Origin of the sequence: Paenibacillus sp. FSL K6-0108 (assembly GCF_045040695.1) — a bacterium.
GTDB lineage: Bacteria > Bacillota > Bacilli > Paenibacillales > Paenibacillaceae > Paenibacillus > Paenibacillus pabuli_B.
Map to the genome: position 1 here is coordinate 2,261,666 of NZ_CP150288.1, position 26,091 is coordinate 2,287,756.

The 26,091-nt window shown below is 46.9% G+C and carries 24 protein-coding genes; 12 read left to right on the forward strand and 12 right to left on the reverse strand.

The window, feature by feature from the left end:
• The first annotated feature begins 10 nt into the window (after nt 1–10).
• The 3 genes from sufB to MHB49_RS10530 all read left to right on the forward strand — a co-directional run bounded on the left by sufB (nt 11) and on the right by MHB49_RS10530 (nt 2,718).
• On the forward strand, nt 11–1,408 hold the full coding sequence (gene sufB / locus MHB49_RS10520) for a Fe-S cluster assembly protein SufB (protein WP_247901785.1): 1,398 nt from the start codon (nt 11–13) through the stop codon (nt 1,406–1,408).
• A 316-nt stretch (nt 1,409–1,724) separates the two neighbouring features.
• Nucleotides 1,725–2,444: a M23 family metallopeptidase gene (locus tag MHB49_RS10525; RefSeq protein ID WP_405156082.1), complete on the forward strand. Its 720-nt coding sequence runs from the start codon at nt 1,725–1,727 to the stop codon at nt 2,442–2,444.
• Between the two features lie 145 nt (nt 2,445–2,589).
• Nucleotides 2,590–2,718, forward strand: a complete 129-nt coding sequence (locus MHB49_RS10530) for a YjcZ family sporulation protein (protein WP_247901786.1) — start codon at nt 2,590–2,592, stop codon at nt 2,716–2,718.
• A 142-nt stretch (nt 2,719–2,860) separates the two neighbouring features.
• Here the strand turns inward: MHB49_RS10530 and MHB49_RS10535 are convergent, their stop codons facing one another.
• Nucleotides 2,861–3,910 carry an HD-GYP domain-containing protein gene (locus MHB49_RS10535; RefSeq protein WP_405156083.1) on the reverse strand — a complete coding sequence of 350 codons (1,050 nt, stop codon included), beginning with the start codon at nt 3,908–3,910 and terminating at the stop codon, nt 2,861–2,863.
• Nucleotides 3,911–4,034: 124 nt separating this feature from the next.
• A complete protein-coding gene (locus MHB49_RS10540) occupies nt 4,035–4,781 on the reverse strand; it encodes a molybdenum cofactor biosynthesis protein (RefSeq protein WP_405156084.1) in 747 nt (248 codons plus the stop codon).
• Nucleotides 4,782–4,901: 120 nt separating this feature from the next.
• Here MHB49_RS10540 and MHB49_RS10545 point away from each other — a divergent pair, with 120 nt between their 5' ends.
• The 7 genes from MHB49_RS10545 (at nt 4,902) to MHB49_RS10575 (ending at nt 11,710) form a co-directional block, all read left to right on the forward strand.
• Nucleotides 4,902–6,332: a bifunctional metallophosphatase/5'-nucleotidase gene (locus MHB49_RS10545; protein ID WP_405156085.1), complete on the forward strand. Its 1,431-nt coding sequence runs from the start codon at nt 4,902–4,904 to the stop codon at nt 6,330–6,332.
• Nucleotides 6,333–6,401: 69 nt separating this feature from the next.
• Nucleotides 6,402–7,520, forward strand: a complete 1,119-nt coding sequence (locus MHB49_RS10550) for an HD-GYP domain-containing protein (RefSeq protein ID WP_247901789.1) — start codon at nt 6,402–6,404, stop codon at nt 7,518–7,520.
• A gap of 222 nt (nt 7,521–7,742) precedes the next feature.
• A complete protein-coding gene (yfkAB, locus tag MHB49_RS10555; RefSeq protein ID WP_247901790.1) occupies nt 7,743–8,879 on the forward strand; it encodes a radical SAM/CxCxxxxC motif protein YfkAB in 1,137 nt (378 codons plus the stop codon).
• Nucleotides 8,880–8,925: 46 nt separating this feature from the next.
• The gene (locus MHB49_RS10560; RefSeq protein ID WP_405156086.1) at nt 8,926–10,305 is read left to right on the forward strand and encodes a hemolysin family protein; all 1,380 of its coding nucleotides are present in this window, start codon (nt 8,926–8,928) and stop codon (nt 10,303–10,305) included.
• 237 nt (nt 10,306–10,542) lie between these two features.
• A complete protein-coding gene (locus MHB49_RS10565) occupies nt 10,543–10,782 on the forward strand; it encodes a spore coat associated protein CotJA (protein WP_113051690.1) in 240 nt (79 codons plus the stop codon).
• A complete protein-coding gene (locus MHB49_RS10570) occupies nt 10,772–11,047 on the forward strand; it encodes a spore coat protein CotJB (protein WP_063564297.1) in 276 nt (91 codons plus the stop codon). Before MHB49_RS10565 ends, MHB49_RS10570 begins: the two co-directional genes overlap by 11 nt.
• Before the next feature lie 93 nt (nt 11,048–11,140).
• Nucleotides 11,141–11,710 (forward strand): manganese catalase family protein, encoded by a 570-nt coding sequence (locus MHB49_RS10575; protein WP_247901792.1) that lies wholly within the window; start codon nt 11,141–11,143, stop codon nt 11,708–11,710.
• An 82-nt stretch (nt 11,711–11,792) separates the two neighbouring features.
• Here the strand turns inward: MHB49_RS10575 and MHB49_RS10580 are convergent, their stop codons facing one another.
• From MHB49_RS10580 to MHB49_RS10595, 4 genes are all read right to left on the reverse strand, one after another.
• Nucleotides 11,793–12,785 carry a 3-oxoacyl-[acyl-carrier-protein] synthase III C-terminal domain-containing protein gene (locus tag MHB49_RS10580; protein ID WP_405156087.1) on the reverse strand — a complete coding sequence of 331 codons (993 nt, stop codon included), beginning with the start codon at nt 12,783–12,785 and terminating at the stop codon, nt 11,793–11,795.
• Nucleotides 12,786–12,839: 54 nt separating this feature from the next.
• Complete coding sequence (locus MHB49_RS10585; RefSeq protein ID WP_405156088.1) at nt 12,840–13,190, reverse strand: hypothetical protein; 351 nt, start codon at nt 13,188–13,190, stop codon at nt 12,840–12,842.
• 186 nt (nt 13,191–13,376) lie between these two features.
• Nucleotides 13,377–13,745, reverse strand: a complete 369-nt coding sequence (locus tag MHB49_RS10590) for a carboxymuconolactone decarboxylase family protein (protein ID WP_405156089.1) — start codon at nt 13,743–13,745, stop codon at nt 13,377–13,379.
• A 12-nt stretch (nt 13,746–13,757) separates the two neighbouring features.
• A complete protein-coding gene (locus MHB49_RS10595) occupies nt 13,758–15,389 on the reverse strand; it encodes a thiamine pyrophosphate-binding protein (RefSeq protein ID WP_405156090.1) in 1,632 nt (543 codons plus the stop codon).
• 407 nt (nt 15,390–15,796) lie between these two features.
• Here MHB49_RS10595 and MHB49_RS10600 point away from each other — a divergent pair, with 407 nt between their 5' ends.
• The gene (locus MHB49_RS10600) at nt 15,797–16,768 is read left to right on the forward strand and encodes a Gfo/Idh/MocA family protein (RefSeq protein WP_405156091.1); all 972 of its coding nucleotides are present in this window, start codon (nt 15,797–15,799) and stop codon (nt 16,766–16,768) included.
• A 120-nt stretch (nt 16,769–16,888) separates the two neighbouring features.
• Here MHB49_RS10600 and MHB49_RS10605 read toward each other — a convergent pair whose 3' ends face one another.
• Nucleotides 16,889–18,607, reverse strand: a complete 1,719-nt coding sequence (locus MHB49_RS10605) for a methyl-accepting chemotaxis protein (protein ID WP_405156092.1) — start codon at nt 18,605–18,607, stop codon at nt 16,889–16,891.
• A 288-nt stretch (nt 18,608–18,895) separates the two neighbouring features.
• Between MHB49_RS10605 and MHB49_RS10610 the strand changes: the two genes are divergently transcribed.
• Nucleotides 18,896–19,582, forward strand: coding sequence for an HAD hydrolase-like protein (locus tag MHB49_RS10610; RefSeq protein WP_405156093.1), 687 nt, complete (start codon nt 18,896–18,898; stop codon nt 19,580–19,582).
• Nucleotides 19,583–19,668: 86 nt separating this feature from the next.
• On the opposite strand, the gene MHB49_RS10615 is transcribed toward MHB49_RS10610, so the two are convergent.
• The 5 genes from MHB49_RS10615 to MHB49_RS10635 form a co-directional block, all read right to left on the reverse strand.
• Nucleotides 19,669–20,871 (reverse strand): YheC/YheD family protein, encoded by a 1,203-nt coding sequence (locus tag MHB49_RS10615; RefSeq protein ID WP_405156094.1) that lies wholly within the window; start codon nt 20,869–20,871, stop codon nt 19,669–19,671.
• A gap of 35 nt (nt 20,872–20,906) precedes the next feature.
• Nucleotides 20,907–22,013, reverse strand: coding sequence for a YheC/YheD family protein (locus MHB49_RS10620; RefSeq protein WP_405157100.1), 1,107 nt, complete (start codon nt 22,011–22,013; stop codon nt 20,907–20,909).
• The gene (locus MHB49_RS10625; RefSeq protein WP_247901801.1) at nt 22,013–23,386 is read right to left on the reverse strand and encodes a YheC/YheD family protein; all 1,374 of its coding nucleotides are present in this window, start codon (nt 23,384–23,386) and stop codon (nt 22,013–22,015) included. The genes MHB49_RS10620 and MHB49_RS10625 overlap by 1 nt, the downstream gene beginning before the upstream one ends.
• A gap of 61 nt (nt 23,387–23,447) precedes the next feature.
• On the reverse strand, nt 23,448–24,638 hold the full coding sequence (locus MHB49_RS10630; RefSeq protein ID WP_405156095.1) for a YheC/YheD family protein: 1,191 nt from the start codon (nt 24,636–24,638) through the stop codon (nt 23,448–23,450).
• Nucleotides 24,639–24,668: 30 nt separating this feature from the next.
• Entirely contained in the window at nt 24,669–26,036 is a 1,368-nt protein-coding gene (locus MHB49_RS10635) for a YheC/YheD family protein (RefSeq protein ID WP_247901803.1), read from the reverse strand.
• Nucleotides 26,037–26,091 lie beyond the last annotated feature (55 nt).

Here is a 26,091-nt window from a genome sequence, read left to right on the forward strand (position 1 = left end):
GTAGAGCAAGATGGCTAAAAAAGCACCAGAAATGGAAGAGTATAAATATGGTTTTCGCGATGAACACAAATCCATCTTTCAAACCGGTAAAGGTCTGACTGCAGAGATCGTTAGGGAGATTTCCAAGATTAAGAACGAACCGGAATGGATGTTGGAATTCCGTTTGAAATCCCTGAAACAATTTGAGAAGATGCCGATGCCTAAATGGGGCGGAGATCTCGACGAATTGGATTTCAACGATATTCAGTACTATGTTCGTCCTTCTGAGAAACAAGGTAAAACATGGGAAGAAGTACCTTCCGAAATCAAGGAAACTTTTGATAAACTGGGTATCCCTGAAGCGGAGCAAAAGTTCCTCGCAGGTGTATCGGCTCAATATGAGTCCGAGGTTGTATATCACAATATGCAAAAAGAATTGGAAGATCAGGGCGTAATCTTCATGGATACCGATACGGCTCTTAGAGAGCACCCGGAAATCCTTCGTGAATACTTCGCTACGGTTATTCCGCCAGCGGACAACAAATTTGCAGCACTGAACAGTGCCGTATGGTCCGGAGGAAGCTTCATCTACGTTCCTAAGGGCGTGAAATGTGAAGTACCTCTGCAAGCTTATTTCCGGATTAACTCCGAAAATATGGGTCAATTCGAGCGTACACTCATCATTGCAGACGAAGACAGCTTCGTTCACTATGTTGAGGGCTGTACAGCTCCGATTTACAGCACGAACTCACTGCACAGTGCGGTTGTTGAGATCATCTGCAAGAAAAATGCCCGTGTTCGTTACACAACGATTCAAAACTGGGCACCAAACATTTACAACCTGGTTACTAAACGTGCGGTTGCTGAAGAAAATGCAACGATGGAATGGGTCGATGGCAACATCGGTTCCAAACTGACGATGAAATATCCAGCAGTTGTACTAAAAGGCCGTGGAGCTAAAGGTTCGGTTCTGTCCATCGCTGTAGCTGGTAAAAACCAGCATCAGGATGCAGGTGCGAAAATGATTCACTTGGCTCCAGATACAACATCAACAATTGTATCCAAGTCGATCAGTAAACATGGTGGTAAAGTAACCTACCGTGGTTTGGCTTCCTTTGGTCGCCAAGCGGAAGGTGCGAAATCCAATATCAAATGTGATACGCTCATTCTGGATAATGAGTCCACATCCGATACAATTCCTTACAATGAAATCATGAATGATAACATCATGCTGGAGCATGAAGCGACGGTATCCAAAGTGTCCGAGGATCAACTCTTCTACTTGATGAGCCGCGGTCTGACTGAAGCAGAAGCAACACAGATGATCATCATGGGCTTCATTGAACCGTTCACGAAGGAACTGCCGATGGAATATGCGGTAGAGATGAACAGATTGATTAAATTCGAAATGGAAGGGTCCATCGGTTAATCCAGCTGGCCCTAGCCCGTTTCAAAAACGTCGATTCTGATTGTGGCGAAATTATGCAGAATCAGTTTCATGTAATCTAAATAAGGTATAAAAAAGATCGAGGGAGTTCCATCCCTTGATCTTTTTTTTGTCAATGCAGGGTTCGTATGAACGTGGACTACGCGACACTTCGACTAAACCCTTTTACAGACTGGAATTGGAGAATATAGTAGATGTGTTCTTATACCTAACCTGGTTTATTTATTCTAAAATAAGACCAAAAGCACAAGCCTTTTACTAGATTTAAGCATCTAATGATAGAAAAGGATGTGAATACATGAGCAACAATCCGTTTAAGGAATATCGGATTACAAGTTCATTTGGCTACCGAATTCATCCTATTTCTGGCGGACAGACATTTCATCGTGGAATTGATCTCGTCACAGAGCCATGGAATGGGCCCATACATGCATTTATGGATGGGACTGTACGTTTTGCTTCGGAAGGTGCTACAGGCTCGGGATTTGGCGGTTACGGGCTTACGGTGGCGGTACAGGACCACAGAGGGTACTTGCATTGTTATGCTCATCTCTCCCGAATTGCAGTAAAAGTTGGACAGCAAGTGAAACGAGGGCAGCTTCTTGGCAACCAAGGGAGCACGGGGGAAAGTACGGGGCCTCATGTGCATTATGAGGTACGCAAAACCAGCTCCCCTTCGTATGGATACACAGCTAGTGAGAATGGTGTTGTTGATCCAGGAATCTATTTGCAATCGGAATATGGTTCAACGGTTGAAGGTCAGGAGGAGATGCCAATGACGATTGAGGAAAAAGAACGGTTAACCACGATGGAGAAGATGTTGGAATCCCAGTCTGCCTGGATTCAGCAGCAAAAAAACATTTCAAGTATGGCTTGTCCGTCTTGGGCGAAGGAAGCTTATCATTATTACCAGCCATTTATCATGAACGATACAGGCAGTTACGATTTTTGGAGATTGCTTGTCATCATGTATCGCAAGGAGAAGGGAATCAGGGTCTCCTCCGGTTCCCCAAATTAACTAATCCATTCAAGTGTGAACGTGAAGCCTGAATTCCAGCTGAAAGCAGGCAGACAACCATTTATTTAATGTTGCCAGTTCGCCCGGTTCATTCAAACCCAAATGTCATATGTTAGGGTATACCTGATGAAGAGGAGGCAATCACATGAGCGAAGTAGGTTATGGCTGTGGTGGCAACGTAGCTGGTATTGGCTACAACCCATTCACAAGCACGGGTGCAATCTTGGTACTGTTCATTCTGTTGGTTATCATCACAAAAGCCTTCTGTGTTTAAACTCATATGACCGAAATGAAATACAAAAAGGGAAGCCGTAACGGCTCCCCTTTTTTTCACGTGCAAACGATGTAAATGTGTAGAATGTTCCCTTGAGTTTGGGTCACTCTGAATGCTGCTGCATCTACCGGAATGTTAATGCTTATTGAATATAAATTTCAACGATAGCTACATCCCTTTCCTTCGCTAAATCAATAAAGACTGTAGAGGTCTGAACGAGTGGGCGGAAGTAATCCGCGGGGTTGTTTAATACAATCAGACCAGTTTCGCCGGTCGTGAGCAGAACCCTTTTGCCAATAAAATTGGGCAGCATGTGCTTGATGAGTTCCTGCGTAACTTCAGCATTCAACTGACCAAAGCTGAGGCTGTACAATTCGCATAGCACGGAGATCAGTTCCTGCTTGGTCTGATACACCCGATTGGTCGTCATCGCGCTGTATACATCGGCTACAGCCGTTATACGGGCAAATGGATGAATCTCATCACCTTTAAGTCCATAAGGGTAGCCGCTTCCATCCTCGCGCTCATGATGCTGGAGGGCAACGGTTGCAAGAATCTCGTCCTGAGTGGATTCTTTGACAATCTCATAACCATATAACGTATGTTTCTTCATTTCTTCGAATTCTTCGGGCGTTAACTTGCCCGGCTTATGTAAAATTTCAGAAGGAATCTTGGACTTGCCAATATCGTGAAGATACCCTGCTTTGGCTACGGTGAGACACTCTTCAGGGTTGTATCCCATCCAGCCGGCGATATAAAAAGCAAGCATTCCGACTTGTAAGGAATGGTTGTAGGTATAATCGTTATCCCCGTCAAGCATCAGCAGCAAGGAGACTACATCCTTTTGTTTTTCAAGCTGTTCTGTTAGGGTTATCAAAATCTCGTCGACCTGAGTTTCATCAATAAAACCCTTTTCTATGGCTTGTTCAAACAGAGATTCTGTACCTTTGATCGTATCGTTAAACAGGTTAGTTAACAGACGGGTTTGATCGGAAGGTAAGGTTTGTGCATCAGAGTGTAGGTCAGAAGTTGTATGTTCTACATCTGCGTAATCGATTCCGTGCTGCAGCAGCTTGGCAATATCATCGTCGCTGAGTGTGGAACCTTTCATCAGCATGTGGAGACCCGAACTATTGTACACATCATTTTTTAACAGGTCGCCAGGTTTAAGATCAGTAACATGCACTCTCACGTATAAACCACCTTTTCCTCGACTAATATCGACACATATGATTATAATAACAAGAAAAAAATGGGTTGACAACGACTTATTTACTAATTTCGCCGCCTGTTGAACAGGTCGAATGGCTAGTTATTTAATTGTCTATGGGGTTCCAGGGTCCTAATTGATGACCTTTCCATTCGGAACCATCTTCCCATATTTCTTTTTTCCAGATGGGGACATTCTGTTTGAGTCTTTCAATTGCATAACGGCTTGCATCGTAACAGTCACTGCGATGCGGGGAGGAAACGGCAATCACAACGCTGATCTCTGCTACGTCTACCTTTCCGATCCGGTGGCTAATCGCACATTTTACACCTGGCCAGCGTTCATTGATTTCACTGCCGATAGCTGCCATCTGAGAAAGTGCCATAGGTACATAAGCCTCATATTCAAGATGAACCGTTCGTTGTTGTCCGGTCATCTCACGAGTGGTGCCAACAAAGGTAAGGGCTGCTCCATGGTTTGCTGTGATGACTAGCTCTGTTGTAGCTTCCACAGACAGCGGGGACTGGGTAATCAAATAAAGTCCGTCTTCCGTACGATGTTCAGGATGGGAAGGACGAAATCCATCACCAGTTAAGTCGGTACCATCTCCTCCCGACACAGGGGGAATTAAGGCGAGTTCATCTTCGGCATTGATTATAATATCGGCAGAAGCATACTGTTGGTTAACTGCCAGGAAAGAAACACGGATTTGAGCAGCCGCTTCTGGGTAAGCAAGGCCCAGCTGTTCTTTCAATTGCGCAGGAGTCGGATTCGATCCGGGATAATCATATTCAAGCAGGGATGTGCCCAGTCGTTCAGCAATGCCTGCAAATAGTTGAATTGTTAATCTCATGGAAATAACTCACCTCTTTTTAATCTCTAAACCCTATAAATATATCATAACGACGCGGAAAATGTTATGCTTATCCATTAGAGGAATGTACGTTATAGACAATAAGAGGGAGGCGGTGTGATGAGCACCAAGAAGACGCAAACATTAACGATTCTACACACCAATGACATCCATAGTCATTTTGGCTCCATGAGTTCCATCGCCGCCATGATCAGACACGAAAGGGAACAGGGTGGAGAATTTCTGGTAGTGGATATCGGTGACCACATGGATCGGATGGCAGTTGAGACGGAGGGCACACTGGGATCTGCCAACGTGGACGTCATTAATCTGACCGGTTATGATGCGATAACGATTGGGAACAATGAAGGATTAACATTTACACCCGAACAACTGACCCAATCATACTCTGGACTTCTGTGTCCTGTTGTATGTGGAAATGTTGTGGATCAGGCAACTGGGCTGCCGCCCGTCTGGATGAAATCCTCTCTCATCCTGGAGAAGGGGCCAATTCGCATTGGTTTGCTTGGTGCTACAGCACCATTTACCGCTTTTTATGAATTGTTAGGCTGGGATGTATTGGATCCAGTAGAAACGTTGCGTGAGCAGGTTGAAGCTTTGCGTCCACAGGTGGATGTAGTCGTTATCTTGTCCCACTTGGGGATTTCAACAGACCGCAGATTGGCCGAACAGATCCAGGGCATTGATGTCATTTTGGGCGGACATACACATCATGTACTGGAAGAACCATTAGTCATTGGTCAAACGCTGCTTGGAGCGGCAGGCAAGTTTGGCCAGTGGCTCGGTAAAGTGGTACTGGAACGGGAAAATGAAGGTAATGAACTTACATTGGTCAGCAGCGGCTGTGTTCCGGTCCAGAGGATGTTGCTCGAAGAAAGCGTATCGCTGGCTATAGACACACACCGGATGGAAGCTGAGCGGGCACTGGGTCAGACAGCCGTTGTTACGGACAGGACACTAATCATTGATTATGACCATGAGTCTCCGTTTGCGTCATTGCTTGCCCAGGCAGTTCGTCAGTTCACTGGAGCGCAGTTGTCTCTTGTTAACGCCGGACAGCTTCTTGGGGATCTTCCGCAGGGGAATATCACGAAAGGAATGTTACATTCCCTATGTCCATCTCCGATTAATGCCTGTACAATATGTTTGAATGGGAGTCAAATTCGTGAAGCATTGGAACAGTCTCTCTTGCCAGAGTTTTCACGTAAACCGATCATCGGATTCGGATTTCGCGGGGAGATTTTAGGAACATTGTGCATGGATGGAATGGATGTGGAGTATGATCCCCATTCGCCTCCATACGAGAAAATCCGTGCCATCTATATTGAGGGCGAGCCGATGCGTGATGAACAAGAATATGTGGTAGGAACACTCGACATGTTTACGTTTAATGTAGGTTATACGTCCCTTGCTCTTGGAAGGGATACGTTGTATCGACTTCCCGAATTTATACGTGACCTGCTCGAAACGGAATTAAAAAGGCCAGGGGCGCTGGATGACAGCCTGCGATCCCGTTGGCATGAAATCTAACAAGTACTTGCCTTCTGCTAAAGCGGCGGCTGGTGGAAATTACATCTACGGAGCGGGAGAGGATAGGCTGTGCGTTTAGTACATATAAACCTATTGCAGCCTGGCATGAAGCTGGGGAAACGAATTTATAGTGAAGAGGGTTTGGTTCTGCTTAGCGAGGGAGTGGAGCTGACCAATCGGTTAATTGGACGTCTGAAGGATTTGGGGATTGGATATGTGTATATTTCGGATGCCGCAACAGAGGATATCATCATTCCGGATATGCTGCAGGAAGAGACCAGGCGTAGAGCGCTGGTTGAGATCAAACAGCAGTTTCAGAGTATGTCGGGTCTCAAAACCAAAAGCCGAATCCCTCACTTCGGAAAAGCGCTTAGCGGGTTAATGAATACGATTCTGGAGGACATTGGCAGTCAGAAGGAAGCGATGATTATGCTGATGGATATGAACGCCAGTGATTTTGATCTGTATAATCATTCTCTCAATGTGTGTGTGTATACGCTGGTACTTGGTGTGGCATCGGGCTATACTCGTCAGCAGTTAATGGAAATTGGACTGGGAGCCCTATTGCATGATATTGGTAAAACGCAGATCGCTCCAGAAATTTTGCATAAGCCTGCCAAATTAAGCGATGAGGAATTTAAAATCATACAGCAGCATACTACATATGGACATCGTATTCTCAAAGATGAACCGGGTATACCGCTTCTTGCTGCCCATTGCGCATTACAACACCATGAACGGATTGATGGAAGCGGGTATCCTTTTGGTTTGAAGGACAATGAGATTCATGAGTATGCCAAATGGCTGGCCCTTGCTGATTCGTATGATGCAATGACAACCAATCGGGTATATAAACAAGCCTTGCTGCCACATCAGGCTGTGGAAGTATTATACACGGGTTCAGGGACATTATATGAACAGCGAATGCTGGAGAAATTTCGGGACTGTGTAGCCATTTATCCTTTGGGTATTTCCGTCACGCTGAGTACGGGGGAGATCGGAGTTGTAGCAGACATCCATTCGCGCGTGCCGCAACGACCACGCATACGTGTTCTCAAGGATGCAGATGGACAGACATTAAGTGCACCTTATGAAATCGATTTGTCTACAGCGTTGTCTGTTATGATTACAGGCGTTGAAGGTGTGGATGAAGCTACGCCAGCTGTATCGCGTGGCGAATTATTTTGATATCCTGACGTCTAAATGCAGAATGGGTTAACGCTCATATCGTAATATCAGCGCCAGTTGGCCTGATATTACGGGGGCGTTTTTTGTCATGTAATGGACAGAGCATGCTCATGCCAGAGCGCAGGAAATTGTGCTATGATTAAAGATAACTCCAAAAGATCAAGACGGGGTATGTTGTAAATAAAACTTTTTAGGTTAATAAAAGGAATAAGGTGAAGAACAATGACCATGCTAAACTCAGGATCGGTAGAGCCGATGCCTTTATCGCCGACTAATGATCCATGGGATCCGATCGGCTCTTTGCGTACATATGGACGCCATGTGCTGACCAGTGTAGAAATGACCGTAACACATCTGTGCAATATGCGCTGTGAGCATTGTGCGGTTGGAGATATGTTAACGATGCGCGAAGCACCTGCGCTTCCGCTGCCTCTGATGCTTAAAAGGCTGGATGAGGTGGAGCACCTTCAGACGATCAGTTTGACGGGAGGAGAGCCGAGCTTCAGCCAGAAGACTGTGGATGAGATGATTATTCCGCTCCTCAAATATGCCAAGGAACGGGGGATTCGTTCTCAGATCAACTCCAATCTGACACTCGATTACCGTCGGTACGAGCAGCTTCTGCCTTATTTGGACGTTATGCATATCTCATTCAACTATTTGAATGCCGATGACTTTCACCAAGTCGGTTTTGCCAACAGTGGTAGACCCGTAAAGCGGGAAGTCGCGGTGAAGATGTATGAGAAAATGATTGAAAATTCCCGTAAACTCAGTGAAGCGGGCATGTTTATCTCCGCGGAGTCCATGATCAATTTCCGTACCCATAACAAGCTTGAAGGCATTCACCAATTGATCCGTGAGATGGGCTGTGTCCGTCATGAAGTGCATCCGATGTATAATTCGAATTTTGCTTCTGCCCTGCCAGTGCTTTCTCTTGATCATATGAGAGCGGCGATTCATCGTTTGCTGGATGTACGTGACAAGGATATGTGGATGCTGTTTGGTACTTTGCCATTCTTCGCTTGCAGTGCAGCTGAGCAGGATCGCGAACTCATCAACCGTCTGTACAGCGAGCCGAAGGTGACGGTTCGTAATGATCCCGACGGTCGTAACCGCGTTAATGTAAACATGTTCACCGGGAACGTGTACGTTACCGATTTTGCTGACATTCCGGCCTTTGGCAACATTCGTGATCGTAAGCTGGATGATGTATTCCATGAGTGGTCGGCGGAACATCCTCTGAACCAGACTGTGAACTGTCATTGTGATGCTGCTTCTTGCTGCGGCCCGAATCTGCTGGTGGCAGATATGTATTATAAAGGTGTGGATTTCAAATCGAGAAAAGCAATTACACGTTGATATTCCAGGTGTATTCCTGAAATAGATAGAAAAGGGGAGTTTCGACTTGGGTATTCATACCGAATTTCATCTCGGGCAGTTGGTTTTTAATCTGGTCTGTGTGTTTCTGCTCGTATTTTTGAATGGCGTATTTGTCGCAGCGGAATTTTCTCTGGTCAAAGTTAGACAAACGCGCCTTACTCAATTACAGAGTGAAGGGAATAAGTTGGCTGGCTATGCACTGAAGGTGAATGGTAAATTGGATGCCTATCTATCGGCAACCCAGTTCGGAATCACGCTGACTTCGCTGGGGCTTGGTTGGCTCGGTGAACCGGCCATTTCCGAATTGCTGGTCGAGCCTCTGATGTTCAAGCTTGGTGTAACAGATACAGGACTAATATCCACGGTATCGGTCATTATCGGTTTCTGTATCATTACGTTTTTGCACATTGTGCTGGGTGAGCTTGCACCCAAATCTCTGGCGATTCAAAAAACAGACGGAGTGGCTTTACTGCTATCGGCACCGTTGCTGTTATTTTATAAAATTTTCTTCCCGTTCATCTGGGTGCTGAACGCCTCAGCCAATGCACTGCTGCGTTTGGCAGGCATTGAACCCGCGAGCGAAGGGGAAGCCCATTCGGAAGATGAGCTTCGCATCTTGATGAAGCAAAGCGCAAAGAGTGGTGTCATCGACAAGGATGAAATCAAACTGATGGATAACATCTTTGATTTTTCGGATATGCTGGCACGTGAGATTATGCTGCCGCGTACGGATATGGATTGCCTATACACCCATATGTCGCTGGAAGAAAACCTGAAAATCATTAATGCAACGAAACATTCCCGTTACCCTGTAGCTGTTGAAGATAAGGATGAGATTATTGGATTTATCCACATTACCGATCTGCTCCTGGCTGAACCAGACCAGCAGCATGATTTGGCCGCGCTGGTTCGTCCAATTCTAAATGTTCCTGAATCGATGGAGATTAGTCATGTGCTTCGTCTGATGCAGAAAAAGCATTCCCAGATGACCCTTGTGGTCGACGAGTATGGCGGTACAGCCGGCTTGCTGACTGCTGAAGAAATTCTGGAAGAGATTGTTGGCGACCTGTATGATGAGTTCGAGGACGAACGTCCGCATATGGAGCGCAGTGGAGAAGCTTTTTCCATTGATGGTCGTTCCCTGATCGAAGAGGTCCATGAATGGACAGGTGCTGTCATTGAGGATGAGGAAGTTGATACGATTGGCGGCTGGCTGTTCAAGGAATTGGAAGGTAGTGCAGTCAAAGGTAAAACACGGGAGCAGAACGGTTATATCTTTGAAGTCGAAGAATCCACGCGTCTCCGTATTACCCGAGTGAAGATATACAAGAAACCGGATTCCAAGGAAGTTCAGGTGGAAATGGTAGATCAGGAATCAGGTTTGATACAGGACGATGATCGTTAACATAGCCGGGACCGAGCGATGATGAAATCATAATTGAAACGTGTGTCCTCCATATCGTTGAAGTGACCTTCGGAGACTGCCCAGCGGGGTGAGTCGTTCGAAGGTCTTTTTTTTGCGTTCCGCTAAATATGGGATTAACTTGGGGACAGCGACATATGGATATAGAGACGGGAAATGAAAGCTTGTAATGATGCGATGTGGAATGTACCAAATCAGTGATGAAGGAGGCGTTGTTCTGTGTCAGATCCGCAGCTTCGTGCTTACGCCCCTTTTGTGGGGCCGTTTGATCCATGTCCACCGAAGACCATTCGGACGTACCTGGTTCCTCCGCAATTGTTTATCCCCTTTCAGCCGATGGGTTGGCCGCAGTTCAGTCCCGCAGAAGCCTTAAGAATTGGAACGTTGTGGCCTGCTTTGTACAGTCCTTATACACCTGCGAGCTCGAAGGGAAGGAAGGTGGAAGCAGATGGAACCTGAAGCACCTAAAGCCTGTGATGCAAAATACTATGAGCTGCTGGAGGAACTTCAGGCCCTGGACTTTGTATTGGTTGAGCTGAATCTGTATCTGGACACCCACCCTGGTGACTACCAGAGCATTGAGCAATACAACAAGTTCAGCCAGGAGCGGATGAGGGTGGCACATGAGTTTCAGCAATTGTACGGACCGCTGATGAACTTTGGGCATGCGTTCTCCAAATATCCGTGGGAATGGTCTCAGACGCCTTGGCCTTGGCAAGTGTGAAATAACAGCCTCGGGTTTCCTTGCAGTTGTTCCAGGCCGGGAACTCGAGGGATCGTAACAGGTTGGATTTGATTTAAAGGAGGAGGCGTCTGCATGTGGGTGTATGAGAAAAAATTGCAATATCCCGTTCGGGTTAGCAAATGTGATCCTCGTATGGCGAAATTACTAGCGGAACAATATGGGGGTGCAGACGGAGAACTGGCAGCCGCCCTGCGATATTTGAACCAGCGTTATACCATTCCGGACAAGATTATCGGGCTGTTAAATGACATAGGCACGGAGGAATTTGCTCATCTGGAAATGATTGCTACAATGATTTACAAGTTAACGAAGGATGCAACAGTACAGCAACTAGAAGAAGCCGGTCTGGGGCCGAACTACGCACAGCGTGACTCTGCTTTGTTTTATACGAATTCTTCTGGTGTACCTTTCACCGCTACTTATATTCAAGCGAAGGGAGATCCCATTGCTGATTTGTACGAGGATATTGCAGCGGAAGAGAAGGCACGGGCTACATATCAGTGGTTGATCGATCTGACGGATGACGTTGATCTGCAGGATAGTCTCAAGTTTCTAAGGGAACGGGAGATTGTGCATTCCTTGCGTTTTCGTGAGGCAGTCGAGATTTTGAAGGATGATCGGGAGACGAAGAAAATTTTCTGAAAAAATATCATAAAAAATGAAAAACAGGACAATCTTTTTTAATAAAAAGCATTGTCCTGTTTTTTTGATTCTATGTTAGCACTTAGTATTCAACAACCATGGCAACATTTTGCCACCCGGCGCCAACGGTCCAGAACAGCACTTTATCACCACGCTGAATTTGGCCGGATGTTATGGCTCGATGCAATGCAATAAACGGACTACTGGTTGAGGTGTAACCGAACTCGTCTCCAATGTAGACGGCAATATCTTCGCCAATGCCAATGTTTTCGGATACAGCACGTATATTCGCAATGGATAATTGGGAGAAACAAGCAGCTTTGATTTCGTCTGCTCCGATCTCGTTACGACTCAGCAGCGTGCGAATCGATTCAGAGGCAGCCCCTACACAGATGGAATCATCAAACGGTATGAATTTCACATGGAATGCACCTGCATCTACACCGGTTTGGCCCAGTTTTGCAAGACCTTGTGCCGGGAAGAGGGAATTGCCGTAAACACAAGTATCGGTCTGATAGATTGAGTCAATAAAACCGACAGCCTGCTCGTCCCGTTCAACAATGACCGCTGCCGCTGCATCCCCAAAGTTTGCGAAGTATACAGGATCATCTGGGCTGGCGTGGGGAGCCACGTAATCCGAACCGATAATCAAAGCACGACGAATTCTCGGATTACCCAGCATCTGACGGCTAACTTGTTCGAAGGCTGCGGTCATGCCTGCACAGTTGGCATTGCTATCAATGCAGATCGTATGGGCTGCCCCGTTAATCAGGCGATGAATCATTAAGGAATTCGTAGGAAAGATGTATTCCGGCGTTTGACTTGCATAAGCAATCAGATCAATATCGGCACCGGTAAGTCCGGTCTTCTCGAGCAGATTACTGGCGGCCTCAAAGGCCATGCTTAGTGAGTTTTCATCATCGTTGTCAATTTTGTAACGTGTTTCACGCCCAAGTGCCTTTAACAATCCCCGAATATCTACACCTCTTGCATCAAAATGTTCAATGTAAAAGTCATTGCCCACCTTGTTCGTGGGATGATAGATATCGATATCTACAATACGAATTCCAGCCATCTTCATTCTCCTCTTGAGCGGATGGGTGAACCCTCAGCTTGTCCGCCTGGTTTATTAGGTCGTAACTGTGGAGATGATCTCAAGATTGTCCAGTCCAACAGACCGTCCAAGACGGGACAGCTGCATTTTCAGAATGGCATTATTCTCAAGCGTCAACACCACTTTTTTATATTCATCTTTTTTGAACATCTGCAGGCAGCCCTCGAGAAGAGGCACAATTTCCGGAGCGGTAACATTCAACTTTTTGCAATCGATGTTCAGCTGATATTCCTTGGTATTAATCGAAGCGATTGTATCCTGATATGCCGAAATGGAGCGTAAACCGTCTTCTTGAGAGAAAGAGCCCTCCAGCTCAATGTTTAACACCTTGTTCGGAACGTCAGTTTTCAGTATAAAACTTCCCATGATTGTTCTCTCTCCTTTAAATGAGTTAAGGCTATCCTGCTAACCAAGACATAGGCCTTGAGGCCCTCGTTGACTGCTTCTGTGATGTAGGCGGATTCGAAGGATAATTTAACCATATTATAAAGGTAGAGATGTAATAAGATCAATAAAAAAGTCGAATCATGTATAAAAATGTAGAAGATTGAATTATTGGATTTCATCCAGTGTAGCGATCAATACATTAAATGCACTGATGATCCGTGGAGCACCAACACACGGTGCCAGATGCAGCAGAATTCCTTTGAGCTGATCCACGGTTACACCGACGCTAAGTGCCATTGCATAATGAACTCCCAGCTGCTCATATTGTCCCATGGAGATCAGTGAGGAGATAATCGCAACTTCCTTCCATTGATCGGTAATGATTGTACGCTGAAAAATATCCCCGTAAGCCGTTCCCATAATAAACTCAGCTAGCTCAGGGAACTGCTCCTTAATGGGTGCCAGTGCTTTTGCGCCATATTCACCGGAAAGCTTTGCAAAACGCTCCAATCCTTGAGTCACTTGTTCACTCATGCTATGTTCCTCCTAATTCAAAGTCACGGTACGGTGAGCCGTGGGTGGAATTTCGTCGCGATCGGTAAGAAGCTCAATGACAGTAACCTGGTTTAGCTTCTGCGCGGTCTGGAGAGCAGAGGTGAATTCAGCCCGGGTTTCCGCCTTGAAAGCAACCGCACCGAGAGACTCCGCAAACTTTGCTGCATCCATGGGAACCTCGTACAAGGTACCATCGATTCGGCCTGTTGTTTTTTCCATGCCTTTCAGTGCCATATCCAGCTGCTTATTGTTCACCACGATGAAGATAACGGGCAGATTGTTGCATACAGCGGTGTTAATCTCGGTTCCAAGCATCATAAAGCATCCGTCACCAGTAATGCATACAATGGTTTCTTCCGGTGCGGCAGTCTTGGCTCCAATAGCCATGCCAATGGCATTACCCATGCAGGCAAAGTAGGCGTCAAACACAAAGCTGCCGGGTTTCTTGATTTTATATCGTTGAACCGCATGAAAACCATGACTGCCATCATCCACAAACAGCTTATGATCATATGGAAGCAGTTCACTCATTTCTTCCAGGACGGAAGCCAGGGACAGGTTCGGCAGATCAGGGAGAGGCAGGGTGTAATCTACAGTTATTGTTTCTCTTGGAACAACAGGTTGTTCTGTCAGTGTACCAAGCAAAAACTGCAGGTTGTCCTTCAAGTCGCCGGTGATATGTATGGTTTGAGCGTTAAGTATTTTACCAACGAATGTTGGATCAGCATCGAATTGAATCAAATGTGCAGGATGGTTTTCAGGCTTCAAATTACAGATGGTCATATCACTCAGACGTGAACCGAGTACGATATAGAGGTCACTTTGATTCAATAGTTCGTCTGCGTGTGGGAAGCCGCCAACACCACAAGGCCCATGATAAAGGGGATGATCCCAAGCAATGGCACCTTTTCCGCCAGGCGAAGTAATGACAGGAATATTGAAATGTTCAGCAAACTGGAGCAATTCATCATGAGCTCTGGCGCGGCTGACACCTTTGCCTGCAATAATTAAAGGATGACTGGACTGTTGAAGTAAGGGGAGGATACGATTCAGGTTGGATACGCTAATCAGGGGTTCAGGCTCCGGAATGACAACCCGGAAGTCAGAGAGCTGTTCGGTTTGTACATCAAACGGAAGACAGAGATGGACCGGACCTTTGTTGGGACCGAGTGCAATGGAAAGAGCATGATTCAATATGGTGCTAAAATGATCACCGCGTTCTACCAGCTTGCTGAACAGTGTGGCAGGACGGAACATCTCTGCCAAATCGGCCAAGTAGGATGAAGAGTCCTGACATTGTGGCAGCCCCAACTCCTGAATGGACTGATGACCCGTAATAAACAGGACTGGCAAGTTATTAGCCTTGGCATGGGCAGCAGCGGTGAGCAAGTTGGTGCCGCCCGGACCGGAAGTTGCGAAGGCCACACCCAGTTTCCCGGTTTGAAGGGCATAGCCAGATGCTGCAAAACCTGAACTGGATTCATGTCGACCAGGAATGAATTCCAAGCCATGATCAACCATTTTCAGGACGGCAGGACATATGGATTTTCCGATAATACCAAAGACATGAGTAACGCCTAAATTACGCAGAGCTTCTGCCAAATAATCCGCAACTGTTCTCATGCGGGACACCTCGCTTCATAAAATAGGTTTTTGGACCCACAGGTCAAGTTCCATTTTTGGAGTGTATGTCGTTGTCTAAGGTAGTAAAAGGAAATAATTCCTTGTTAATAGGAAGAGTAGCTTTTTTTGTGGTTTTTTGTCAACTGCTTTTATGAGTATAAATTCCTGATTCTTAGGTTGGAAACGCTTAAGGTACTGCCCTATATGGGAAAATAAATTAGTTATATACTCCTGCAACAAATTTCCTATAAACAATATTTATAGCATAAAATGTAAAATGGAATAAAAAAATGTAGTTTGTTTTTGTGTAGATCAAATTAGGTTCGCATGCTTTCTGTTTCACATCCGTTCAAGGATTGGCAATAATAAGCTTTCTGTTATACTGAAATTTGATGGGAGTGAGTTGAATGACAACGTTAAAAATGGCTGTTATCGGGCTGGGCAAAATGGGATTACATATGATACATCAGGCTGCACAGGAAGAACTGTCCAAAAAAGTAGAGATTGTAGCGGTTTGCGATTCAAGTAACGAAAATTTAACATCGTTTGTTTCCTCTCATCCGGAGACGAAGACGTATACGGATTTCAGGCAATTGCTCGACACACATCCGGTGGATCTCCTGTACATTGCCGTTCCACCCAAATATCATTATTCCGTCGTTATGGAGGCATTGCAGCGCAAGATTCATGTTTTCTGTGAGAAGCCACTTGCGAATAGCATAGAGGAAGCAAGAGCCATGTTGGAGGCAGCCGAGAAGGCTGGTGTAATACACGCAATACATTTCTCCATGCCCCATGAACCCGCTGTAGTGAAGCTGCAAGAGCTGATCCGTCAGGAGACGATTGGCGAGATTCGCAAAATCGAGTTGATCCTTCAGTTTCCTCAGTGGCCACGAGCATGGCAGCAAAATGACTGGATTACGAGCCGCGAGCAGGGCGGATTCATTCTTGAAGTGGGGATTCACTGGATTCATATGATCCAAAAGGTATTTGGTGCTATCCGTGTGATTAACAGTCAGGTTCAATTTCCCCAAAATACAGGTGAATGTGAACATGAAGTTCTGGCCACGATGGAGCTGGAGGATGGTACCCGAATTCAGTTGAATGGGATCGCTCATTTTGCAGGAGAAGAGCGAGTATCCATGGTGGTTTACGGTACAGAAGGGACAATTGCTTTGGAAAACTGGGACCAACTTTGGAGTGGAAGCATCGGAGAGCCGCTGGTTCCTGTCCAAGCAGAGGAAACCTTGAGCGAGCTGCCGGTACTCAAACACGTCATTGCCCGTGTTCAGGGCCAGCCTGCCAAAATATACGATTTCAACGATGGTTATCATGCACAGCTTGTCCTTGAAGCTTTACGTAATCCAGATCAATCTTGATACTTAAATGAACTGACCCAGAAGCGAACTTGTATTAAATTTTTATCTTTTGAAAAAAAGAAGCAGATTCTCGTGGAAGAGGGTCTGCTTCTTTGTGATATTTGAATCTGTTCTATAAAGTTAAGACAGCTTGAATCGGTTAACCAGCTGATCAAGCGCATCTGACATTTCATTTAACTGCTTTGAGGTGTCCTTCATTTCCAGCAAGGAAGCAAGTTGTTCTTCAGTCATAGCTGATACTTCTTCCGTGGCTGATGCGGTATCCTCAACTACGGCTGAGACTTCGTTGATAGACTTCATCACTGTTTCACTGCCGCTTGTCAGTTGTTCTATAACAGACGATACATCCTGAACCTCACCGCTAAGATCATGAATATGCTGAGTGATATTTGTAAAGGCATGCCCTGCATCTTCAATTGTCCGTAATCCTTCATTGACATGGAGCGTACTTTCGTCCACAACTTGTGCCGTACTTTGGACTCCGGTTACAACGGTTTCCAATATGCTTGTAATTTCCTTTGCTGACACAGCACTTTGATCTGCGAGATTGCGGATTTCAGAGGCAACGACAGCAAATCCACGTCCGTGTTCCCCCGCACGAGCGGCTTCAATTCCGGCATTGAGTGCGAGCAAATTGGTTTGCCTAGCGATTCCCGACATGGAATCGGCAATGTTGATTACTTGATCAGACATTTCGGATATTTCGTTAATGGCTTCCTGTACAGAGAGGAAAGATTGCTCAATAAACGTTATTTTCCCTACGGCATTATCAATACGCTCTTGTCCATCAACGGCAATGGATTCGGTGCGTACAGCACGTTCCGCGACGTCTGCAGTTGAAGCTGCTGCCCGATTAAGTCCGATGACAGATTGTTCCATCGCAGCGACCATGGTTTGAGCAAGGGCAACTTGTTCATCCGCACCTTCAGCAACACGTTCCATAGCCGCGGCGACCTCTTTTCCTGCGATATGATTGTCAGACACGCCTTTATCCAGTCGATCTGAAGCTGTGCTCAGAATAGCGGCATTGCTTTGAATATCGAGCATCATTTGCTGCAAACCAAAGAGCATGGAATTGGCCGCCTCGGCCAACTCCCGTGTTTCATCTTTCATCGGCGTGGCAATTCGCAGGGTCAGATCCCCATTGGAGGAGCCGATATCATTCAGCGCACGTGTCACTGTACGGATGTTCCTTACAATGGATCGGGACAGGATTAAGGCAGCAATGACCGAGATTAAGGCAACAAGGAACAGGGCTCCGTACAACTCCAAGTTGAGCAACTTGTTTTTCTGTTTCAGTTCTTCTGTACGGGTTTCGGTGAGAGTCAGTTCATTGGTTCGGAACGTATTCAGGGATTGCCGAATCTGGTCCATGTCCGTCTTTCCGGGATCTATTTCGAAAAACTGTTGGATAGAAGGAAGATCATCGGCTTGGCGCAGTGCAACAACCGGTTCTCCCGCAACTTGAATCCAATGTTCCATAGTACTATGTACATCTTCCAGAAGCTTCAGCTGTGATGGGTTGTCCGAGATCAAAGCAGCGAGCTGTTCTTTGAGTGTAACCATTTGTTCTTTTCCATTGGTATATGGGGCGAGGTAATTTTCTTGCCCGGTGATAACGTAACCCCGTTGACCTGTCTCCATATCCACCATATTCTTTTCAATTTCATAAGTAAGGGCGTGTACAGTCATATCGTGATCTACGAGAAAATCCAATTCGCTTTGAAGCTTGCTGGTACTGTTTTGAATTAAAAGAATGCAACCTGCCAACACAGCAAGTACGAGCAAATAGCCCAAACCAATCTTATAAAAAATTTTGAAGGTCCTGTGCTTTTTCATGTTTGTTATTCCTCTCCCTGGGGTATATGTATTTGTCGAAAAAACTTGAATGATCGCTTGGGTGGTTCTTTGGGTTGGGTGTCTAAAGAACTATTTTTCAGTATTATACTTAAAGAAAGTGCAAATGTACATAGTTTGATTAACTTCTGTATAATGTTTGTGAATAGTGTATGACCTTGAAGATACATTATGTTTTACATTGCGCGGTTTACACTGCCAAACGTTTATGTTTATCATGGAAGGGGAACGATTCCGAATACATATCCCAATCCGAAAGGAACATTGGACATGACAAAAGAGACGGTATTGCGAAAACCGGAAGCGATGATTTTTGATATGGATGGTACATTGTTTCAGACGGAAACACTGCTGTTGCCAGCTTATCATCAGTTGTTTGATACATTGCGGGCCGAAGGGCATTATGAGGGAGAGACTCCCCCTGAAGAACGAATGCTGGGAAGTTTAGGGATGTTGCTGGAAGATATATGGAAAGTGGTTATGCCTGAAGCTTCCGTTGCAGCCCATCGCCGTGCAGACGAACTGCTTCTTCAGTTGGAGATTGAAGGGCTGGATGGGGGAAGCTCTCTCCTGTATCCCCAAGTCAAAGAGACGCTGGAAGCGTTGAAAGAACAGGGCGTGCGGTTATTTGTTGCTAGCAATGGGCTGGAGGATTACGTCAAAGGCGTGGCCTTTGCCCATGAGATCATGCCGCTCTTTGAAGGCGTTTATAGTGCAGGACAGTACAAAACCCCTTCCAAAGTGAACTTGGTTCAGATCCTGCTTGAGAAGCATCGGATTCAGGATGCATGGATGGTAGGGGATCGCTCTTCTGATGTGGAGGCAGGCAAAATGAACAACCAGACCGTCATCGGCTGTGCCTATGCAGGGTTCGGAAGAAATGAAGAACTTGCAGGATCAGATGTACTAATCTCTGATTTTACGGAACTGCTTCGTTTATATCGGGAAGCCGAGTAGAAAAACCGACCTCTCCAAGTCCATTCGGACGTTGGGGAGGTCGGTTTTTTGGTTCAAATAGGATGCATTTCACTGCGGATGAAGTCTTATGGTCTTAACCGGGATTTTCTGGTCCTCTTGAGGGTGGCAGATTTACCTTTTACGCGTTTGACCGGTTTGGTTACCTTCACGCCTTGAGGGGGACGTATTGCTTTTGCGTGATTGCGGTATACCCACAAGGCGTACTCCAATGGTTGGGTGATCGCTTTGAAATAGATATCCTTCTCACCAATGCGAGCGAATACCTCACGTGCGGGTTTTGGATTCACTTCGAGCAGATAGATGTGCCCACTTTTGTCAATCGCCAAATCCAGTGCGAGTTCACACAAGCTGCCATAGGTATTTTCCAGAAATGTAGCAACATCAATTCCGAATTTCTCAGCCGCGGCGTAAATTTCGGCTCGCTGCTGTTCATCCGTAATCCATTGTTTCATCAGTTTGTTCATTGCTATGGCCTGACCACCGCCATGCAGGTTCGAGGTAACACTTTTCTCAGCGCCCATCCGTCCTGCACATCCGGTTAGTTCCCACTGTCCTTCGCCGTTTTTCTGGACCAGCATTCGATAATCATGAACACGGCCATTCGGAAGCTGGAGTTGAATACCCTGTTGAACCAGGTATTTGTCTTTCATATTCCAGTTCTGAAGAAGTGAGCCGAGACGTGACAGATGGACTTTACGCGGGGTGATGATCTTGCGTTTTTGGTCCCGTCCCTGAACAAGAACCGTATTGGCCTCGCTGCCATTTCGTTCGATGCGAAGAATTCCGCGCCCTCCGGTTCCATTAATGGGCTTCAGATAGATTAGGGGGGAGGCCTTCAGCATTCGATTGACATCGGACATATCCTGATACAGGAAAGTATCGGGCAAATGCTCGCGAAAGGCTGACTTCGCCGAGAGTGTCTGATGTATGGTCCATTTATTGCGTAATGGGCGGTTGAGAAAGAGCAAGTGACCATACTTTTGACGAAAGGCAAGCAGCTGCTGGAATCTGCGATTTCGCTGTATGCGGCATCGGTCGAAGATGATATCCGGAAATGAACGCCATTCCCGGGACCAGCCTTTATCCGAATGGAAGACCATTGCCTCAATTTTTTTGCCTCCTGGATGTACATCGGCAGGTGTGAACACATAAATATCGAGTCCCCGCTTGCGCCCTTCAAGGATCATTCTGCGGTATATGCTCCGTTCTTCCAGAGCGCGATGTTCATTTAAGTACAGCGTCATAATGCCCAGAACAGGTGAGGACACAAACAATCACCTTCTTTTGCAGTTATTCCTGTTCATCATCGTTTGGACTGACGGGCAAGGTAGGCGCTGTACTGAAAAATACGTTCTAATGACCTCCGCCGGATCTGCGGTTCATCAAACTTCATCGGCTTCGCATTCGCTTCAAAAAACCAGATTTCACCCAGATCGTCAACACCCAAATCCATGGACATTTCGCCAAGCGTATGCCCTGAGCCCCGTTCCACTTGTCTTGCGATCAACAATGAAGTGGATTTTACCCGTTTCATCAGAGTATTCGACATTTCTTCTCCGAAGAGATCGGTGAGCAGCTTCTCCGGGTCCTCCACAGTGCCTCCGCGCGGAACGTGGGTGGTAATGCTTCGAGAGCCGGCGAGACGGGCGCCAACACCGGTTACGCTCCATTGACCCTTGCCGTTTTTCTGCACGAGTACCCGCAGATCGAATGGACGCTTGTGGGACGAGGCCAGCTCAATACCCTGCTGCATGATATAGGGCGTATGACCGGTTTCCTTGCGAATTCTTGCCCATAATTTGGAGAGAGTTGCCGCTTTGTACGTGGTACTCTTTCGGGCACTCTGTATTTTAAGCCGGTAAGGCAGGCGTTCTTTTTCCTGGAACTTGAGCATCATGATGCCTTTTCCGGCCTTGCCGCTCTCGGGTTTCAGATACAGGTAAGGATATGATCTCAGCACCGTCCCCAGAGCGGAGGCTGTTCGCATCCGGCGAGTATAGGGAATCAGTTGCTGGGTGGATTTGGATTTCTTTAGCCATTCGAACAGATTCCATTTATTGAAGAAAAACGGGTTATACAGTTCGATGCCGGAACGCATGCATTCTTCAATTTTGCGTTGTACTGAAGATTTGCGCTCATCTTCCCGGTTGGGAATCCGATTGTAGAGCACATGGGGAAGAGGGAAGGACTGTGAAGTCCATTTCCCGCTCCCATTGTTGTACGTGTATCCTTTTACGGTGGGGCCGCTCACGTTTAAATCCCTTACAGTCACGACGTACACCACATATCCCATATTTTCGCCCGTTTGCACAATATCCAGGAAGTTCTGTTGGTTTCCTCTGAACATCCGTTGATCATCATGCATGGTCAGAATGGCAATGATGGGTCTAAAATCATCCTGCAAGCTCATCAAATGCCGTCTTTCTTCCGGAATTTGCTCAAATACAGGCAATGTTCCAGGATGTGCTCCACCGATGATTTTCCTTCCAGCCTGAGCGAAGGGTGACGGAAAATGGACCGACCGGGTTTGGCGTTCGCTTCGAACATCCATACGTGTTCCTCCTGATCAATGCCCAGATCAAAGCCTATTTCACCAATCAGATGCTGGTGCTGGGTTTCAATCGCCTGGGCGAGTGTAATAGCAACAGATTTGGCATGCTGAAGCACTTCTCCAGAGCGATCTCCGAAGTTGCGTTTGAGTGCCTGCTCAGGGGTCATCAGGGAGCCGCCGTTTTTAATATGCGTGGTTACACTGCCTCGACCGGCTTTTTTGGCGCCGATGCCGACGACCACCCATTGATTGTTGCCATTTTTGTGCATGTGAAAACGAAAATCAATGGGGCATTCATCAATCTCAATTAACCGGATGCCTTGCTGAACGACATAACCGCGAAGCTGTTTACCGTGCCTGCCTTGAAGCATGCGCATCAGGCTGTTGAATGAGCCGAATCGGAGCAGGGCGTTGCCGCCTTTTTTGCGATAACGAGCGAAATATCCACGTTTTGGCGAATAGGTCAGTCGGTAGATGCCGTTGCCCAGACTTCCTGCTGTTGGCTTATAATAAACAAACTGATGACGCTCCAGCATTTCTTTCATCTGCTCTACTGACGGATTGGTGATGGATTCAGGAATATATCTTCCTGCTGCCGGATCATTCTCCAGCAAATTGTAGATATCTGACTTATTGAAGAAACTCCAGTTGAAGAAAGGAATTTTCCGTCTGACGAATCGATCCCGCAATTGATTGATCGCTGGTGAGAAGTCTGAGCGGCGGCTGGGCAGTCTGTTGTATACGACATCTGGCAGGGGTACCGTTTTACGACTAAAGCTTCCATTATCGTTAAGGAAAAAACCGGATACCGTTTCATTCTGCCAGTTGATATCCCTTGGGGTGAACGCATAAATATAGGATTTACGGCTCCCTTCGCGGAGCAGTTGTTTGATAAAACCGGTACGGGATCCAAACGGATTGGAACCAGATGAAGGTCCGTCAGACAGTACGCCGATCAGCGGACCCAATTGGACTTCATCGTTCTGCAAGTTGCGGAGGTAGATGCTGCCCCGTTTCGGAACGTTCATCAGATTGCGTATGCCCGAAGCGAGATAAAGATGTTTGCCTGCCTTTTTGATCGGTTTGATGGTTGCGGGAACCCGGTCACGGCCAAACCGCAAATGAATCGTTTTTTTGCCGGATAGATTGAGGCTTTTCATTAATGCGTTGGATACATAAACCACTTTATCCGGCTGCTGTGTGAAATGCAGATTGCAAAAGGTCAAACTCATGATTTATCCTCCTATCCTGAAAAGATCCTTCGGCTCCATGGCCAGCGGGGCGCTTTGTGCCTCAACTGCCGTGAATCGGGACGGGTTTCAGGCCAGCTGTGCTGGATGTATTCGGCATTTTCATTGGACGCTTCCCGTCCGTGAGAACATGTTGCTGCAGCAAATAACGGGCATAGGCAAGCGGTCGGGTGTAGGCCAGACTGTGCATACGGGGGTCGCCCGCCTCTGTAAACGAGGAACGTCCTGGTCTCGAATTCACTTCGAGCAGCCAAAGGCGCCCCTGAACATCTGCTCCGAAATCCAGACCTAGTTCGGCCAGCCTGCCAAATCGACTTTCTAACAGAAGAGGGATGCGTACAGCAGCCTGCCTGATCGACTCCAACAGAGTGTTGGACTGTTCCCTTCCGTATCGGTCCAGCAGATAAGGCTGCACAGGGTATGCCTTTCCCCCTCCATGCAAATTGGAAGTGAGTGAGCCAGCTGGTCCTTCCCGTACCATACATCCGGTTAAAGACCAGCGTCCTTGCCCATTTTTTTGCACCAAGGCCCTAATGTCGAACGGTCGTCCATGATGATTCAGTTCCAGATATGGCTGTAAGATCATCTTTTTACCGGCCTTCTGTAAGTCCAGCCAGGCAGAGACATCCTGGCGACGTTCAAATGTGTGGTGAATGAATTCATTGTCTTTATTTCTTCCCTCCACTTTCCAGAAGGGGTGGTGATCTTCGCGATAAAGGCGAAACGTATCCTTGCCATGGGTGCCCGAAACAGGTTTGAAGAAAATACCTTTCGGCCAGAGCTCCAGCCACTGCTCCCATAAAGTATCCGACTGAAGGAGTGTCGTAGGCGCAAGAAGAGTACGCAGTCTGGGTTCAGCAGACAAGGCGCGGTATACCTTCCATTTACCAGGCAAGGAAGCAGACCAGTAACGGCAAAGGTGTCCGCTGCCTGAGGAAACTAGCTGCTGAAGCTGCTGCTTGAATGTCCTGGGGAGCGGCTGCAGACACCGATTCATAATCAGGTTCACAGCAGGAAGGGGGACGATATTCCATTCTCCTCTGTCGAATGCATAGCCGTATGTGAGCCGGGATGCGCTGGGTCTATTCGCTACAGCCAACACGATTATATTTAGATTGTAACGGTGGCTTTCCAAACTGAGACGACGACAGAAGAGTTCATCCACGAAAGGAGGCGAGCCTTCTGTTGCCCGAACTAGGATGGCTACTGTGTTTGTCTGATGTTTCAGGAACATCCTGCTGCACCTCCTCTAATGGATGACTCTTCAGAATCCGGCCAGGTAGGTCGAGTATTCCAGCATCGCTTTGACCGAAGGCCGGATTTTGCTCTCGCTAAGTGGCGTATTATCATTCTTGGATGGTTTGGAGTTCACTTCAAGCAGCCAGACCCTTCCGCTGGTGTCCATGGCCAGGTCGATGCCCAGTTCGCCAAAATGGGCGGGGATGGCCCCCTCTATGCCCTTGGCAATATCCAGCGCAGCTGTATGCAGACCGGCATAAGCCGAAGCTTTGGCTGAACCGGACAACTGGGTTTTACCTACTGCTTCCTTAACGGTACTGAGACTTCCACCACGTGCCAGATTGGATACGTAGTGGCTGCCCCCTGCAATACGTGCGACGATGGAAGTAACACTCCATTTACCTGTGCGGTTTTTTTGCACAAGCGCACGGAAATCCACGGGTCTGCCACTATTATCGATAAGGGTTAGACCCTGCTGGATCTGATAACGTGTCGTTTTCATTTTTCCTGACAGACTGGCATAAAGTTTATCCAGAGAAGCATATGTTTGTTTGCGGGTACCTCCAACGCCAGTGGCGAGCGTAAGAAAGCTTCCGTCACTTTGACGGGAGACCCGAATGATTCCTTTGCCAAGCGACCCGCGAACCGGCTTTAGAAAGACAACCGGATATCGGTTGCACATTGTTTTAAGCGTAGCAGAAGCTTTGAGTAAATGTGATTCCGGCAGTACCTTCTTCAGTGTTGAAATGGACTTCAAGGCATCGAATACTTCATTTTTGTCCAGAAACTTTTCGTTGAAGGTTTGTGTACCGTAGAGCGATTTTACTTCTTTCATAAAATGCTGTACGCTAGGTTTGTTCTCAAGCTTGCGGGACGTCAGCCGATTATTGACGACGTCTGCTATAGGCAGAACAGTCTTTTTCCAGCCGTCATCGTACACCCAGCCTTTCATATAACCCGTTACCGCTCCAATATCCTCCGGTGTGAAAAAGGATACATAGGCGCCCTTCTTCCGGCAGGCGTTCACCAGTTCTTGACAGAACATCGTGATGGAGCCAAAGGGCCGATCGGGCTGATCGGGATAATCCCGGCTGACCAATACACTGATGTGGGGCCCAAGACGCAGCGTACGGCTGGCTGAACGATAGGATATCCTCAGAACCGAACGGGGAACAAGGCCGGTTTTGCTGGCTACCGTTTGATTGATGCGTAGACCGTCATACCTTGGAACAGGGATGACAGTGACTTCACGGCGGAAAGAGCCGAATTGCAGTTGAAGCGGCCTTCCCGAAGGTATTTTAAGTGCCTTGAGCACCCCTTCACCCAGCATGATGACGTCGTCCTGCAGGATGCCCGAGCCGGTAACCTGAATCGTTACTTTTTTAGTGGACATCACGGATCTCCTTCCGGGCGGCAGCTTGATGTCTGATCTCGAAGTTGAGCGGCAT